Source organism: Nonomuraea sp. NPDC004580 (assembly GCF_040609855.1).
In the GTDB taxonomy this organism is placed as follows: Bacteria; Actinomycetota; Actinomycetes; order Streptosporangiales; family Streptosporangiaceae; genus Nonomuraea; species Nonomuraea salmonea.
This window is the reverse complement of sequence record NZ_JBEXLH010000006.1, coordinates 1-14,463: the sequence shown is the minus strand read 5'-3', so window position 1 is coordinate 14,463 and position 14,463 is coordinate 1. Positions and strand designations below refer to the sequence as shown.

At 69.9% G+C, this 14,463-nt stretch carries 10 protein-coding genes and 2 pseudogenes; 9 read left to right on the top strand and 3 right to left on the bottom strand.

The window, feature by feature from the left end; all coding sequences use genetic code 11:
* Nucleotides 1-163: 163 nt before the first annotated feature.
* Nucleotides 164-1,213 (bottom strand): PQQ-dependent sugar dehydrogenase, encoded by a 1,050-nt coding sequence (locus ABZW11_RS09535; protein ID WP_355414480.1) that lies wholly within the window; start codon nucleotides 1,211-1,213, stop codon nucleotides 164-166.
* 128 nt (nucleotides 1,214-1,341) lie between these two features.
* On the opposite strand from ABZW11_RS09535, the gene ABZW11_RS09530 reads away from it, so the two are divergent.
* The 8 genes and pseudogenes from ABZW11_RS09530 to ABZW11_RS09495 all read left to right on the top strand — a co-directional run bounded on the left by ABZW11_RS09530 (nucleotide 1,342) and on the right by ABZW11_RS09495 (nucleotide 11,092).
* Nucleotides 1,342-2,160, top strand: a complete 819-nt coding sequence (locus ABZW11_RS09530; RefSeq protein WP_355414478.1) for a 2-hydroxyacid dehydrogenase — start codon at nucleotides 1,342-1,344, stop codon at nucleotides 2,158-2,160.
* Nucleotides 2,161-2,421: 261 nt separating this feature from the next.
* On the top strand, nucleotides 2,422-5,016 hold the full coding sequence (locus ABZW11_RS09525) for a GGDEF domain-containing protein (RefSeq protein ID WP_355414476.1): 2,595 nt from the start codon (nucleotides 2,422-2,424) through the stop codon (nucleotides 5,014-5,016).
* 199 nt (nucleotides 5,017-5,215) lie between these two features.
* Nucleotides 5,216-6,961 (top strand): annotated as a pseudogene (locus ABZW11_RS09520) (acetolactate synthase large subunit); the annotation flags it as partial.
* Nucleotides 6,962-7,009: 48 nt separating this feature from the next.
* Nucleotides 7,010-7,534, top strand: a complete 525-nt coding sequence (gene ilvN / locus ABZW11_RS09515) for an acetolactate synthase small subunit (RefSeq protein ID WP_355414474.1) — start codon at nucleotides 7,010-7,012, stop codon at nucleotides 7,532-7,534.
* A 21-nt stretch (nucleotides 7,535-7,555) separates the two neighbouring features.
* Nucleotides 7,556-8,539 carry a ketol-acid reductoisomerase gene (gene ilvC / locus ABZW11_RS09510; RefSeq protein ID WP_355414807.1) on the top strand — a complete coding sequence of 328 codons (984 nt, stop codon included), beginning with the start codon at nucleotides 7,556-7,558 and terminating at the stop codon, nucleotides 8,537-8,539.
* Between the two features lie 142 nt (nucleotides 8,540-8,681).
* The gene (locus ABZW11_RS09505) at nucleotides 8,682-9,656 is read left to right on the top strand and encodes an NAD(P)-dependent alcohol dehydrogenase (protein WP_355414472.1); all 975 of its coding nucleotides are present in this window, start codon (nucleotides 8,682-8,684) and stop codon (nucleotides 9,654-9,656) included.
* A gap of 177 nt (nucleotides 9,657-9,833) precedes the next feature.
* Nucleotides 9,834-10,601, top strand: a complete 768-nt coding sequence (gene map, locus ABZW11_RS09500) for a type I methionyl aminopeptidase (protein ID WP_355414470.1) — start codon at nucleotides 9,834-9,836, stop codon at nucleotides 10,599-10,601.
* A gap of 245 nt (nucleotides 10,602-10,846) precedes the next feature.
* Nucleotides 10,847-11,092 (top strand): hypothetical protein, encoded by a 246-nt coding sequence (locus ABZW11_RS09495; RefSeq protein WP_345389249.1) that lies wholly within the window; start codon nucleotides 10,847-10,849, stop codon nucleotides 11,090-11,092.
* Between the two features lie 84 nt (nucleotides 11,093-11,176).
* On the opposite strand, the pseudogene ABZW11_RS09490 reads toward ABZW11_RS09495, so the two are convergent.
* A pseudogene (locus tag ABZW11_RS09490) lies at nucleotides 11,177-11,636 on the bottom strand (adenosine deaminase); the annotation flags it as partial.
* Nucleotides 11,637-11,802: 166 nt separating this feature from the next.
* Between ABZW11_RS09490 and ABZW11_RS09485 the strand changes: the two are divergent.
* Nucleotides 11,803-12,357 carry an ABC transporter permease subunit gene (locus tag ABZW11_RS09485; protein WP_355414805.1) on the top strand — a complete coding sequence of 185 codons (555 nt, stop codon included), beginning with the start codon at nucleotides 11,803-11,805 and terminating at the stop codon, nucleotides 12,355-12,357.
* Between the two features lie 335 nt (nucleotides 12,358-12,692).
* On the opposite strand, the gene dacB is transcribed toward ABZW11_RS09485, so the two are convergent.
* Nucleotides 12,693-14,237: a D-alanyl-D-alanine carboxypeptidase/D-alanyl-D-alanine-endopeptidase gene (gene dacB, locus ABZW11_RS09480; RefSeq protein WP_355414467.1), complete on the bottom strand. Its 1,545-nt coding sequence runs from the start codon at nucleotides 14,235-14,237 to the stop codon at nucleotides 12,693-12,695.
* Nucleotides 14,238-14,463: the final 226 nt, after the last annotated feature.

Sequence of the window (14,463 nt, the reverse complement as noted above, 5' to 3'; positions counted from 1 at the left end):
CCGAAGGACCTCGACCCCTGCGACGGGAGAGACAGGGGCCCGTCTTCACCGTGTGTGAAGGGTGGATCGGTGGGTTCAGGCGGTGGTCGTGGGGGAAGGGGCGACTGCCTGTATGCGGAGGTTGGGGAGGCAAGGGGGAAGGGTGCCGCGACAACGGTTCGGGTCAGGTGGGGGGCAGGGTCATGAGGCGGTCGTCGCCGGGGTTCGGCGAGCCGCGGCCGTCCTTGTTGCTGGTGCCTATCCACAGGGTGCCGTCCGGTGCGGACGCCACCGCGCGGAGGCGGCCGTAACGGTCGGTGAAGTGGGCGGTCGGGGTGCCGGCGGAGCCGTCCTGGCTCAAGGGGATCTGCCACAGACGCGCGCCGCGCAGGGCGCCGACCCACAGCGAGCCGTTCGCGTAGGCCATGCCCGAGGGGGAGGCGTCCGAGGTGGGCCAGGTCAGGATGGGGTTGATGTAGCGCTGGTCGGAGCCGCGGCCTTCGACCTCGGGCCAGCCGTAGTTGCCGCCGGGCCTGATCAGATTGACCTCGTCCCACGTGTTCGCGCCGAACTCCGAGGCGTAGAGGCGCCCGGACGGGTCCCAGGCGAGGCCCTGGACGTTGCGGTGGCCGTAGCTGTAGACGAGGGTGCCGAACGGGTTGCCGGGCGCGGGGGCCCCGTCCACGGTCATGCGCAGGATCTTGCCTCCGAGCGAGTCGCGCTGCTGCGCGAGGTCGCCGTCCCCGACCTCGCCGGTGGTGGCGTACAGGTGGCCGTCGGGCCCGAAGGCGAGCCGGCCGCCGTTGTGGATGCCGGCCTTCGGGATGTCGCGGACGAGCAGGTGCTCGTCGGTGAGCGCGTCGCCGGCCAGGCGGTAGCGCACGATGCGGTTGTCGGTCTCGGCGGTGTAGTACAGGAAGACCTGGTCGTCCTTGACGGCGACGCCCATCAGCCCGCCCTCGCCGTCGGGCCGCGCCTCCCGGACGGTGGCCAGCTCGGTGACCCGGCCGGCGGGCGTGACGCGGAGCAGCCGGGCGGTGTCGCGCTCGGTGACGAGCGCGTCGCCACCCGGCAGGTACGCGATCCCCCACGGCACGGACAGCCCGGTCGCGACGTCCTTCGGCTCGCCGGGAGCGGCGGCGGCGGACACCGCGGCCGTGGGCAGCACCTCGCCGTCACCCGCGGAGCACGCGGTCAGGACGGCCAGCAGCATGATCGTCCAGAGCTTCCTCATGTGTTCCATCCTGCCCCCGGAGTCGTAAGGTTCTCGGCATGAAGACCTGGGTTCCGTCCGATTCGGTGGCAGATGCACTTTCAGACCTCCCCGGCGTCGAATGTGCCGTTTACAACAGCAAGATCCCGATGCCGGACGGCGTGGAGGACGTCGAGGTGTGGGTGCCGCCCCTGGTGACCGTGCCCGACGTGCCGGGGACGCTGGCGAGGATGACGTCGTTGCGGCTGGTGCAGACGGTGACGGCGGGCGTGGAGCCGTACCGTCCGCACATGCCGGAGGGCGCGGTGCTGTGCAACGCGCGCGGCGTGCACGACGCGGGCACCGCCGAGTGGGCGGTGGGCGCGATGATCGCGGTGCTCAGGGAGTTCCCCGGTTTCGTGGACGCGCAGCGCAGGGGCGAGTGGACCTATCACCACACCGGCGTGCTGGCCGACTCGCGCGTGCTGATCGTCGGCTACGGCTCGATCGGGTCGGCGCTGGAGCGCCGGCTGGAGGGGTTCGAGGTGGAGGTCGTCAGGGTGGCGAGGAGGGCGCGCGACGGCGTGCACGCCATGGACGAGCTGCCCGCCCTGCTGCCCGAGGCGGACGTCGTGGTGCTGCTGGTGCCGGCCACCCCCGACACCGCCGGCATGGTCGACTCCTCGTTCCTCGCACGCATGAAGGACGGCGCCGTGCTGGTCAACGCGGCCAGGGGCGGGATCGTCGACACCGACGCCCTCCTCGCGGAGCTGAAGACGGGCCGGCTGCGCGCCGCGCTCGACGTGACCGCGCCCGAGCCGCTGCCCGAGGGCCACCCCCTCTGGAGCGCGCCGGGCGTGTTGATCACGCCGCACGTCGCGGGCAGCACCCCCGCGTCCGAACGGCGGACACTGCGTCTCATCCGGGCTCAGCTGGAGCGCTACCTCGCCGGCGAAGACCTGGTCAACGTCATAACCGACGCGTACTGAGAGGATCCCGGAACGTGGCTGGTCCGTGACCTTCGGTGCGTACGGTTACGTTTGCAGGGAGTTCCTGACTCACTGTCAAGGAGCTCTTGGCGGCAATTGGTCTGTCTGGTTATCAGATCGGTGACGACATCGGCGTTGTCACCACCCGCGCACCTTCGACCGCACACACTGGCAAAGGTGATCGGCCGGGCTTCGGCGGTCGCGGGTGCAGAGTTCGAGACGGGATGGGCAACGACTGTGATCCGCTGGCGTGATCCTCGGGTGCCGCCGGCCGCAGCGGCGGTGGCAGGCGCGGTGGCGTTCGCCGCCGTCCTCCTGGCGCAGACCCCTGCCACGATCACCGGCGCGATCGCCGGTGGGCTCGCGGCGCTGATCGCCGCCGCCTCCCTGCTGATCGCCTCGGTACGACGGGTCGCCACGCACCGCCCCTCGGCGGCGGGCGCCCGCTGGATGGGCGGCGGCGCGGTCATCTGGGCCGCGGGCGTCACGCTGCGGCCGTTCGCCGACGGCTTCGTCGTCAACTTCGCGGACATGTTCGTCCTGCTCGGCACCGTGGTCACGGCCGGCGGCGCGCTGATCGCCGCCGACCGCAGGTTCCCGGCCAGGACGGCTTTACGGCAGCTCACGGACTCCTACCTGTGCTCCGTCGCGCTCTTCCTCATCGGCTGGGTCATGGCGCTGCGGCACGTCTACGCCGACTCCGCCGACCCGGTCGGGTTCACCCTGGCCCTGCTGCCGCCGATGATCGCGCTGCTGGTGACCTGCTCCATGATCCCGTCGGTGGTCACCAGCAAGTCGCCGTCGTGGCTGCTCGGCCTGGCGGGGCTGGGCGTGCTGGCCACCATGACGGTGGCGGGGGTGGGGTCCGCCGTGGGCCGGCTGCTCGAAGGCGAGCCGCAGCTGTGGAGCGTCATGCTCGCGCCGGTCGCGTTCCTCTTGCTCGCCGCGGTGCCGTGGGGCCCGAAGGGCAGGGCGGCGACCCGGCCGGCCATCGGCCACGCGGTCAGCCTGGCGCCGCTCGCGCTGGTCGCGGTGGCGGTCCTCACGATGCTGATCCACCAGATGGGCAGCCGCCCGGAGCCGCCGGTCGCGGGCGTCGCGGCGCTTGAGGCGTCGGTCGTGCTGCTCCTCCTCGTGCGCCTGTTCGTGCTCGCGGCCACCAACGTACGCCTGCGCGGCCAGGTCAAGCTGGGCCGCCGCCAGCTCATGGACCTCGCGGAGAGCACCGGCGACGTGGTGTTCACCTGCGACTACGAAGGCGTCGTCCGCGAGATCGGGGCCGGCGTCGAGGCGACGTACGGCTACGCGCCCGCCGACGTCGTGGGCGGCTCGATCTTCGACTACATCCACCCGGAGGACGTGCCGGGCATCCAGGTCGCCATGCGCGCCCTGACCCTCGACGACGAGCCGGCGGCGCCGGGCGCGTGCCTGATCGCCTGCCGCGTCCGCGCGGCCGACGGCACCTGGCGGCCCACCGAGTCGGTGGCCACCCGCCAGGTCGGCGGCGACGACCTGCTGCTGGTCACCACGCGCGACGTGAGCGACGAGGAGGCGCTGCGCAACCAGGTGGCCCACCTGACCTTCCACGACGGCGTGACGGGGCTGCCCAACCGCGCCTACTTCGAGGAGCGCACCAGGGAGGTGCTGTCGGGGCGCACGTCGGGCAACGTCGCGGTGATCTTCCTCGATCTCGACGGGTTCACCTCGGTCAACGACTCGGTCGGGCACGCCAGTGGCGACTACCTGCTCGGGCAGGCGGCCAGGCGGCTGCGCGGCGCCGTACGCGCGGACGACACGCTGGCCCGGTGGGGCGGCGACGAGTTCGCGGTGCTGGTGGAGACCGGAGGAGACGCGCAGGTGGCGGTCGATCTGGCCGAGCGGCTGGTCGGGGCGGTCTCGCAGGAGCCGTTCCGCGTCGCCGACCGCGACGTGGCGCTGACGGCGAGCGTCGGGGTGGCCTTCACCGAGGACGGCATGCCGGCCGGCGATCTGATGCGCAACGCCGATGTGGCCATGGCGCGCTCCAAAGAGCTGGGCGGGCGCCGGGTCGAGGTGTTCGCCGCGCAGATGCACGCCGACGTCGTACGCCGCCTTGAGCTGGCGGCCGACCTGCAGCGGGCGCTGATCGAGCAGCAGTTCGCCATCGAGTACCAGCCGGTGGTCGACCTGGCCACCTCGCGGGTGACCGCGGTGGAGGCCCTGGTGCGGTGGTGGCGCGGCTCGGTGTTCGTGCCGCCGGAGCAGTTCCTGGGCCCGGCCGAGGACACCGGGCTGATCGTGCCGCTGAGCGAGTGGATCCTGCGCGAGTCGTGCAGGGAGGTGGCGGCCTGGCGGGCCTCGTCGTGGGACATCGGGCTGTCGCTGAACCTGTCGGCCCGGCAGATCATGGCGCCCAGGTTCGTCGAGACGGTGGAGGAGGCGCTGCGCGAGAGCGGGCTGCCCGCCTCGTCGCTCACGCTCGAAGTCATCGAGGAGATGCTCGTCGAGGACGCCGAGGAGACGATCAAGCGGCTGTCGGAGCTGCGCTCGCTGGGCGTGCGGCTGGCCATCGACGACTTCGGCACCGGCTACGCCTCGCTGGCCTTCCTGCGCCAGCTCCCCGTCGACATGATCAAGATCGACCCGTCGTTCGTGTCGGGGCTCGGCAAGGACGACACGCTGACGCTGCTCACCCGCACGATCGTGCGGCTGGGGCACGACCTGGGGCTTATCGTGGTGGCCGAGGGGATCGAGCGTCCTGAGCAGCTCGAACTGCTCAAGCAGATGGGCTGCACGCGGGGGCAGGGCTTCCTGGTGGCACGGCCGATGGCGGCGCGCGGGGTCGACTCGCTGATGCGGACGAGTCTCACGGTTTGAGACATGTGTCCACCAAGTTGACACTGGGGCGTTCGGAGCGGCTATCGTGTAAGCCATGCTTCGCAGTGAGATTCTCGTAGTACTTCGCCGGCGCGCAGGCCGATAGCGAAGCACGACGACCTGCGCGCCGCCCCAGACCCGCCGTTCCGGCGGAGAGGGGCATTTTTTATGTCCTTAAGCGAGTAGCCACGCAAGGAACGAGCCGATGACCGAACGGATGACAGGTGCACAGGCCCTGGTCAGGGCGCTGGAGCACGTCGGAGTCGACACAGTGTTCGGGATCCCGGGCGGTGCCATTCTTCCGGCCTACGATCCCCTCTACGACTCGACCAAGGTCCGGCACGTGCTCGTACGTCACGAGCAGGGTGCGGGTCATGCGGCCGAGGGCTACGCGCAGGCCACCGGCAAGGTCGGGGTGTGCATGGCGACCAGCGGTCCTGGCGCCACGAACCTGGTGACACCGATAGCCGACGCGTTCATGGACTCGGTGCCGATCGTGGCGATCACCGGACAGGTGGCCGCGCCGATGATCGGCACCGACGCTTTTCAGGAAGCCGACATCTCCGGCATCACCATGCCGATCACGAAGCACAACTTCCTGATCACCGATGCCGGCGAGATCGCGCGTACGATCATGGAGGCCTTCCACATCGCCTCGACGGGGCGTCCTGGCCCGGTGCTGGTGGACATCTCGAAGGACGCGTTGCAGGCCGAGACCACGTTCAGCTGGCCGCCCACCATGCAGCTGCCCGGCTACCGCCCGGTCACCAGGCCACACTCCAAGCAGATCCGCGAGGCCGCCAAGCTCATCGCCGAGTCCCGCAGGCCCGTCCTGTACGTCGGCGGCGGCGTCCACAAGGCCGGCGCGGCGGCCGAGCTGCGTCAGCTCGCCGAGCTGACGCACATCCCGGTCATCACCACCCTGATGGCCCGCGGCACGTTCCCCGACAGCCACCCGCAGCACATGGGCATGCCCGGCATGCACGGCAGCGTCGCGGCGGTCGGCGCGCTGCAGAAGTCAGACCTGATCATCGGCCTGGGCGTGCGGTTCGACGACCGGGTGACCGGCAACCTGTCGTCGTTCGCGCCGCACGCGAAGGTCGTGCACGCCGACATCGATCCGGCGGAGATCTCGAAGAATCGCCACGCCGACGTGCCGATCGTGGGCGACTGCAAGGAGGTCATCAGCGACCTCGTCTCGGTGATCCAGGCGTCCGGCCAGCAGGGCGACTACGACGAGTGGTGGACGCTGCTCAACGGCTACAAGGAGACCTACCCGCTGGGTTACGAGCAGTTCGAGGACGGCTCGCTGGCCCCGCAGTACGTCATGGAGCGCCTGAGCGCCATCGCGGGCCCCGACACCTACTACATCGCCGGCGTCGGCCAGCACCAGATGTGGGCCTCGCAGTTCATCCACTACGAGAACCCCGGCACGTTCATCAACTCTGGCGGCCTCGGCACGATGGGCTTCGCCGTCCCGGCCGCGATGGGCGCGAAGATGGGCCGCCCCGACGCCACGGTGTGGGCGATCGACGGCGACGGCTGCTTCCAGATGACGAACCAGGAGCTGGCCACCTGCGCCCTGGAGGGTGTGCCGATCAAGATCGCGGTCATCAACAACGGTAATCTCGGCATGGTTCGTCAGTGGCAGACCCTGTTCTACGACGAGCGCTACTCCAACACCGACCTGCAGACGGTCCGGCGGATCCCGGACTTCGTCAAGCTGGCCGAGGCCTATGGCTGTGTGGGCCTGCGATGCGAGCGTCCCGAAGACGTGGACGCCGTGATCAAGAAGGCCATGGAGATCAACGACGTGCCCGTCGTGGTCGACTTCGTCGTCCACCAGGACGCCATGGTCTGGCCCATGGTGGCCGCGGGCACGAGCAACGACGACATCAAGATCGCCCGTGACATGGCGCCGAAGTGGGAGAACGAGGATGACTAGGAGCGCGACGCGGTGCCCGCGCGGCGCACGAAGGAGAGTGAGCGAGCGATGAGCCGTCACACGCTGTCCGTGCTGGTCGAGAACCGGCCGGGTGTCCTCGCGCGCGTCTCCGCGCTGTTCAGTCGCAGGGGGTTCAACATCGACTCCCTCGCCGTCGGGCCGACCGAGCACGACGACATCTCCCGCATCACGATCGTGGTGAGCGTCGAGGAGCTGCCCCTTGAGCAGGTCACGAAGCAGCTCAACAAGCTGGTGAACGTGCTCAAGATCGTCGAGCTGGACCCGTCGCAGTCCGTTCAGCGCGAGCTGATGCTGATCAAGGTCAAGGCCGACGCGGAGAGCCGCTCCCACGTGCTGGAGCTCGTCCAGCTCTTCAGGGCCCGCTGCGTGGACGTGGCGGCCGACGCCGTGACCATCGAGGTCACCGGCACCCCCGACAAGCTCGAGGCGTTCGTGAAGGTCCTTGAGCCGTTCGGGATCAAAGAACTCGTCCAATCGGGCATGGTGGCCATCGGCCGCGGCGCCCGCTCCATCACCGACCGGTCCCTCAGGGCACTGGACCGTACCGCCTGAAAGGTTTAGCAAGTGACCGAGATCTACTACGACGACCAGGCCGACCTCTCGATCATCCAGGGACGTCACGTGGCCGTGCTGGGGTACGGCAGCCAGGGCCACGCCCACGCGCTCTCCCTGCGTGACTCGGGTGTCGACGTGCGCGTCGGCCTGCCCGAGGGCTCCAAGAGCCGCGAGAAGGCGGAGAACGACGGCCTGCGGGTGCTCACCCCGTCCGAGGCGGTCGAAGAGGCCAACCTCACCATGATCCTCGCGCCCGACCACATCCAGCGCGACCTCTACACCCAGCACGTCGCCCCCAACCTGGTGGAGGGCGACGCGCTGTTCTTCGGCCACGGCCTGAACATCCGCTACGGCCTCATCGAGGCGCCCGAGGGCGTCGACGTCTGCATGGTGGCCCCCAAGGGTCCCGGCCACCTCGTGCGCCGCCAGTTCGAGGCCGGGCGCGGCGTCCCGGTGCTCGTGGCCGTCGAGAAGGACGCCTCGGGCAAGGCGCTCGACCTCGCCCTGTCGTACGCCAAGGGCATCGGCGGCACCCGCGCCGGCGCGCTGCGCACGACGTTCAAGGAGGAGACCGAGACCGACCTGTTCGGCGAGCAGGCCGTGCTGTGCGGCGGCGTCTCCGAGCTGATCAAGGCCGGCTTCGACACCCTCATCGAGGCGGGCTACCAGCCCGAGGTCGCCTACTTCGAGTGCCTGCACGAGATGAAGCTGATCGTCGACCTCATGTACGAGGGCGGCATCTCCAAGATGTACTGGTCGGTCTCCGACACGGCCGAGTACGGCGGCTACACCCGCGGCCCGCGCGTGGTCAACGACGAGACCCGGCAGGAGATGCGCCGCATCCTGGGCGAGATCCAGGACGGCACCTTCGCCCAGCAGCTCGTCAACGAGTTCGACAGCGGCCAGAAGGAGTTCCAGCGCTACCGCGAGGAGCTCTCCGAGGACGCCATCGAGAAGACCGGCGCCACGCTGCGCCCGATGATGAGCTGGCTCAAGGGCTGAGCCGGGCCGCATCAGGCTGAGCGCGGCGGGCGAGGGGGAGCACCCCTCGCCCGCCGCGCTTTTTCGTGCCCCCCACAGGAGGCCATGGAGAGGTAAAGTCGTCATATGTCAGAAATTCCTTTCAGGTGTAAGAGAGGGCGCTATGACGATGCAAGCCATCCGTTACCGGGCTTACGGCCCGCCTGAGGTCGTCGAGCTGCACGAGGTGCCCATACCCGTGCCGGGCGAGGGCGAGGTGCTGGTCAGGGTGCGGGCCGCCGCGGTCAACCCGGGCGACTGGCACTTCATGCGCGGCAGCCCGTACGCCTTCCGCGCCGTCGCGGGGCTCACCCGGCCGAAGGCCCCCGAGCTGGGCAACGACTTCGCGGGGGAGGTCGAGGCCGTCGGCAAGGGGGCCGGCGGGTTCCAGCCGGGCGACCGGGTCTACGGCTGCCGCAGGGGCGCGTTCGCCGAGTACGTCACCGTGGCCTCCGACGGGCCGCTCACGGCGATGCCGGGCGGGCTGGGGTACGAGGAGGCGGCGGCCATCCCCACGTCGGGCCTGACGGCCTTACAGGCGCTGCGCGACAAGGGCGGAGTGCGCGAGGGGCGCCGGGTGCTGGTCAACGGGGCGTCGGGCGGGATCGGCACGTTCGCCGTACGGCTGGCGAAGGCGTACGGGGCCGAGGTGACCGGGGTGTGCGGCACCCGGAACGTCGAGCTGGTCCGCTCGCTGGGCGCCGACCACGTCATCGACTACACCCGGCAGGACTTCACCGCGTCAGGCCGGCGCTACGACCTCGTCCTCGACAACGTCGGCAACCACGCCCTGCGCGCTCTGCGGCGCGTGCTGGCACCGGGCGGGACGCTGATCCCCAACAGCGGCGACGGCGGCCGCTGGTTCGGCCCGATAGGTCGCATGATCGCCGGGCACCTCACGTCGCGGTTCGCGGGCCACCGCTTCGCCACGTTCCTCACCAGCGAGAACGCCGCCGACCTCGCCACCCTGCGCGAGCTGGCCGAGTCGGGCGCGCTCACCCCGGTCATCGACCGCACGTACCCGCTGCGCGAGGCCGCCGCCGCCATCGCCCACCTGGAGGGCCGGCACGCCAGGGGCAAGGTCGTCCTCCTCGTCTGAAAAGAAGTCCGCGCGGCGATCGCCGAGCGTGCGTCCCGAGGGGAGCCTCGTGCTGCGTCCCGTTCTGGACGCCCGGCAAGAAGGGGCTGGACTGATCGGCGCGTGACTCCTCCCCGGTGTCGTCATGCCCATGGAGCGTGATAATAATACCGGTATAGTTATCGCTTAGGAGGAGCCGTGATCGAGCTCAAGTCAGCCGGGGAGATCGCCGCCATGCGTGCGGCGGGCCGGGTCGTGGCCGCCGTGCACGCCGCCACGCGGGCGGAGGCCGGCATCGGGGTGACGCTGAAACACCTCGACGACGTGGCGCGGACCGTCATCGAGGAGGCGAAGGCAGGGGCGTCGTTCCTCGGCTACCACCCGTCCTTCGGCGCCACCCCCTACCCGGGCGTCATCTGCACCTCCGTCAACGGGGTGATGCTGCACGGGCTGCCGACCCAGTACCGGCTGCGCGACGGCGACCTCATCAGCGTGGACTGCGCGGCGTACGTGGACGGCTGGCACGCCGACGGCACGGTCAGCTTCACCGTCGGCACGCCGCGCGCCGAGGACCTCAAACTGATCAAGGTCGCCGAGGAGACGCTCGGCGCGGGCATCGAGGCGGCGCGGCCGGGCGGCAAGATGGGCGACATCGGCCACGCGATGTCCACGGTCGGCCGGGGCGCCGGCTACGGCATGCAGAACGACTTCGGCGGCCACGGCATCGGCCGGGCCATGCACGAGTCGCCGTGGGTGCCCAACGAGGCCCGTCCCGGGCGCGGGCTGCGGCTGCGGCCAGGACTGGTGATCGCCATCGAGCCCAGCCTGATGGCAGGGGGCGGCAACGACTACTACATGGCCGACGACGGCTGGTCGGTCTGCTCGGGCGACGGCAGCAGGAGCGTGCACGTCGAGCACACGGTCGCCATCACCGAGGATGGGCCGGTCATTCTGACTTGTCCGTGAAAGCCCGCTTGTACGATCTCCGCGGCCCCCGCCGCGCGGTCACGAATCGGCAAGGGTGAAGGCTGCTCGGGTTCATCGGGGCACACCTGCTCGTCAAGCGAGGTGATCTTCGGTATTCGTTCGGCCAGACGCCGTATTCGTCCTGGTCAAGAGCGAAAATATGGGTGTTTGTCGAACTTGGGCGAGGGGCAGATCTTCCTCCGATAGCTACGGAGAGTAGTCGAGAGGTATCAGGGGGAAACACTATGTATCGCAAGGGACTCGTCCTGGCCGGGCTCGTCGGCGGGATGGTCATGTTCGGAGGTACCGCGCTCGCCGCGTCGCCCGTCGTCACGGCCGAGTCTTCTCAGACTCGCATCCTTCCTGGCCCGAACCACGGCAAGGACGATGCCAAGTGGGACTTCGGCGAGTGGAACAACTTCGGTGAGGACAACGACATCCTCGACCTGGACCTCCTGAACCAGCTCCTCTCCCGCGTGCTGAGCGGCTGACGGGACACATACGAAGGGGCTCGCCCACTGAGGGCGGGCCCCTTCGCCATGCTCACCCCCACGCTCACCCCCGCTCAACCCCGCTCACCCTTCGTACGCGAAGGAAGCCTCGAACGAGTTGCGGGCGATCCCGTCGAGCTGGTCGTCACTCATCCCCAGCTCCCCTGCTCAGTGCCGCGTAGTTGTCCTCCACGTAGCCGCCGAAGTAGGCGGGGTCGTCGGAGTTGACGGTGACGAGCAGGCCCTCGTCCAGCATCGCGGGCAGGATGTGGTCGCGCAGCGACGGCACCACCCGCAGCCGCACGTTCGACAGCGGGCACACCGTCAGCGGGATGCGCTCGGCCCGCAGCCTGGCCACGAGCTGCGGATCCTCCATCGCCCTGATGCCGTGGTCCACCCGCTCGACGCGCAGCACGTCCAGCGCCTCCCCCACGTAGTCGGGCCCGCCCTCCTCGCCCGCGTGCGCCACCCGGTGCAGCCCCTCGGCGGCGGCGATCTCGAAGACCTTGCGGAACAACGACGGCGGATGGCCCACCTCCGCCGTGGCCGGGTGGTGGCTGGCGCTTGAGGCGTTCGGCATCAGCCCGCTGGTGGGCAAGCGGCCGCCGCAGGTCTGGGAGTATCTGACGTCCGCGCAGGAGCACCAGGACGCGGTGTTCGGCGCGCTGGGCATCACGGTCAGGGACGCCGCCGTCGGCTTCGTCTCCGGCATGGTCGCCGCGACCGTGGTGGCCGTGCTGTTCGTGCTGTTCAGGACCGTCGAGCAGACGTTCATGCCGGTCGCGATGCTGCTGCGCTCGGTGCCGCTGGTCGTGATGACACCGCTGATCACCCTGATCTTCGGGCGCGAACTGCTCGGGGTGGCGGTCATCGGCGGCATCGTGGTGTTCTTCCCCGCGCTGGTGAACATCGCCTTCGGCCTGCGCTCCGCCTCGCCGCAGGCGACCGACCTGATCATGGCGTACGGCGGCACGCGGATGACCGTGCTGCGCAAGGTGGCGGTGCCGACCGCGATGCCCTCGGTCTTCGCCTCGGCCCGCATCTCCGTGCCCGCCTCGATCATCGGCGCGCTCATCGCCGAGTGGCTGGCCACCGGCGAGGGCATCGGGGCCGAGATCCTGCGGGCGATCGGCGGGTTCCGCTACGACGAGGTGTGGGCGGACATCGTCGTGGTCACGGGGGTGTCGATCGTGGCGTACGCGGTGGTCGGCGTCGTCGAGTCGCTGGTCCTGGCCCGTTTCTCCGACCGGCCACAAGGGTCATGAGCCTGGCTCGTGTTGTGCGGACCCGGCCGCGGTCCTGTGTGCGGGGGGAGGCGCGGCCGGGTCCGCCCGAAGGGGAGCGCTTGGGCGTGCGGTGGGATACCGGCTCGGGGTGGGGCCGGTGAAAGCCCGTTCGCTCCCATGGTCTGCGTGAGCGTCGGCGGGCGGGCCAGAAGGACACTCAATGTCGAATTCTGTCCTGGCCGGGCCGCGTTTGTAGGGAAATGGCCGACTAACCTGGAGCTCCAAGTAGCCGAATCGTGATGACAGCCGTTCTCACCTCGGTAAACCCCGGCGGCTTTCCGCGCGTCCGCGGTCGGCCGCCGGGGTTTCTCCGGTCAGCAGGAGGCCGGCTTCATCCAGGAGCACTCGAGGTCGCCCGCCTGGGCGCCCTCAGCCGCACGGAGCTGCGTGGTGTCGGCGACCGCCGTCGTCCGCGAGAACTGGGCGAGCCGGACCGCGATCTTGTCCTCGATGTCCTTCGGCGAGCCCGACAGGTACTGGTTCAGCATGATCGAGAAGATCAGCGGCTCGCCGTCCGCGCTCGTCACATAACCGGACAGCGCGGTGACCCCGGTCAGCGAGCCGGTCTTGGCGTGCACGTTGTTCGCCGCGGGCGTGCCCTGCATGCGGCTGCGCAGCGTGCCGCCGGTGAACCTGTCGCTGTTGCCGGCGATGGGCAGCGACTCGTACCAGGTCGAGAACCAGGGCTTGCCGCGTACGGACGACAGGAGCTGCACGATCGAGGCCGGCGAGAAGCCGTCACGCCGCGACAGCCCCGAGCCGTCCCGCATGTTGAGCAGCTCGACGCCGTTCGTCTTGGCGAAGTCGGTGGTGACCTTGAGCCCGGCCGACCACGTGCCCCGGTCCGACACCTTGCGGCCCATCGCCTTGGTGAGGATCTCGGCGTGGATGTTGTTGCTCAGCTTCATGAACGGCACCAGCAGCTCGCCCAGCGGCATCGACTCGTGCTCGGCCAGCTTCTTCGCGCTCTCCGGCGCCGCGCCCGCCTCGGTCCGGCCGAGCACCTTGACGCCGTGCTTGCTCAGGCCCTTGCGGAAGAGCGAGGCGGCGTAGGCGGTGGGATCGTCGACCGCCACCCACTCCTGGTACGAGCCCGCGACCGTGCCGGTGATGACCACCGTACGGGTGCCGTGCTGCCGCTCGATGAGCACGTCCGTCTGGTCGCCGACCGTGGCCTTGTTGACGATCTTCAGGTAGTCGGTCTCCGGCGTCGTGGTCACCTTGACCTCGCCGCCGCTCGCCGACACCGTCACGACCACCGAGCCCGCGTCGTAGTCGCGATCGGGAGACGCGGTCAGCGCCGAGATCGGGGCGGCGTAGTAGGCGGTCTCGTCGTCCCACGCCCAGTCGTTGCCGAGCCGCTGGCCGTCGAACCACGTGTCGTCGGCCACCAGCTTGCCGGTGACGACCTTGACGCCCGCCTTCGCGACCTGTGCGGCCAGCGCCTCGTAGTCCTCGGCCAGCATGGTCGGGTCGCCGGTGCCGCGCAGCACCAGGTCACCGGTCAGCACGGCGCCCGCCTTACGGCCGGTGCTCAGCACGGTGGTGGGGAAGCGGTAGTCGAGTCCGAGCGTCTCCGCGGCGGCGGCCGAGGTGAACAGCTTGGTGTTGGACGCGGGGATGAGGAGTTTGCCCGCGTCGGTGGCGTACAGCTCCTCGCCGGTCTCGGCGCTCCTGACCACGACGCCCGCGCGGGCGATCGTCAGCCGGGAGTCGCTGAGGATCTGGTTGATGTCCTGGGTGAGGTCCGCCACGCCCACGGAGGGGTCGAGCGCGACGGCGGGGGATGAGGGGCCTGACGCCCACGCGAGGGCCGCGACGAGCGCGCCCGCGACGAGGGATGCTGAGGTGCGCCGCATGGGGTCTCCAAGTGACTGGGGGATCGCAGAAGAGCATGATTCAGCGCAGGCAGCCTGTAATCCGCAAATATCCGTATTTATCCGAGACCCCGCCGTTGTGAGACCTCGCCGGCCCCCGCCCGCCCGGCCCGCCTAGTCCGAAAATCGGAGAATTAGTGGGCAGGCGGCAGCGGACCCCGGCGTGCTGTGGCTGGTCGGGGTCGGTAACCAGCTGGCCGGATCAGGC

Excerpts from the sequence above, each read along its gene's own strand:
- ABZW11_RS09485 (WP_355414805.1), top strand. The coding sequence starts at position 11,803 with ATGGTCGCCGCGACCGTGGTGGCCGTGCTGTTCGTGCTGTTCAGGACC.
- dacB (WP_355414467.1), bottom strand. The coding sequence starts at position 14,237 with ATGCGGCGCACCTCAGCATCCCTCGTCGCGGGCGCGCTCGTCGCGGCC.
- ABZW11_RS09495 (WP_345389249.1), top strand. The coding sequence starts at position 10,847 with ATGTATCGCAAGGGACTCGTCCTGGCCGGGCTCGTCGGCGGGATGGTC.
- ilvN (WP_355414474.1), top strand. The coding sequence starts at position 7,010 with ATGAGCCGTCACACGCTGTCCGTGCTGGTCGAGAACCGGCCGGGTGTC.
- ABZW11_RS09505 (WP_355414472.1), top strand. The coding sequence starts at position 8,682 with ATGACGATGCAAGCCATCCGTTACCGGGCTTACGGCCCGCCTGAGGTC.
- ABZW11_RS09530 (WP_355414478.1), top strand. The coding sequence starts at position 1,342 with ATGCCGGACGGCGTGGAGGACGTCGAGGTGTGGGTGCCGCCCCTGGTG.
- ABZW11_RS09535 (WP_355414480.1), bottom strand. The coding sequence starts at position 1,213 with ATGAGGAAGCTCTGGACGATCATGCTGCTGGCCGTCCTGACCGCGTGC.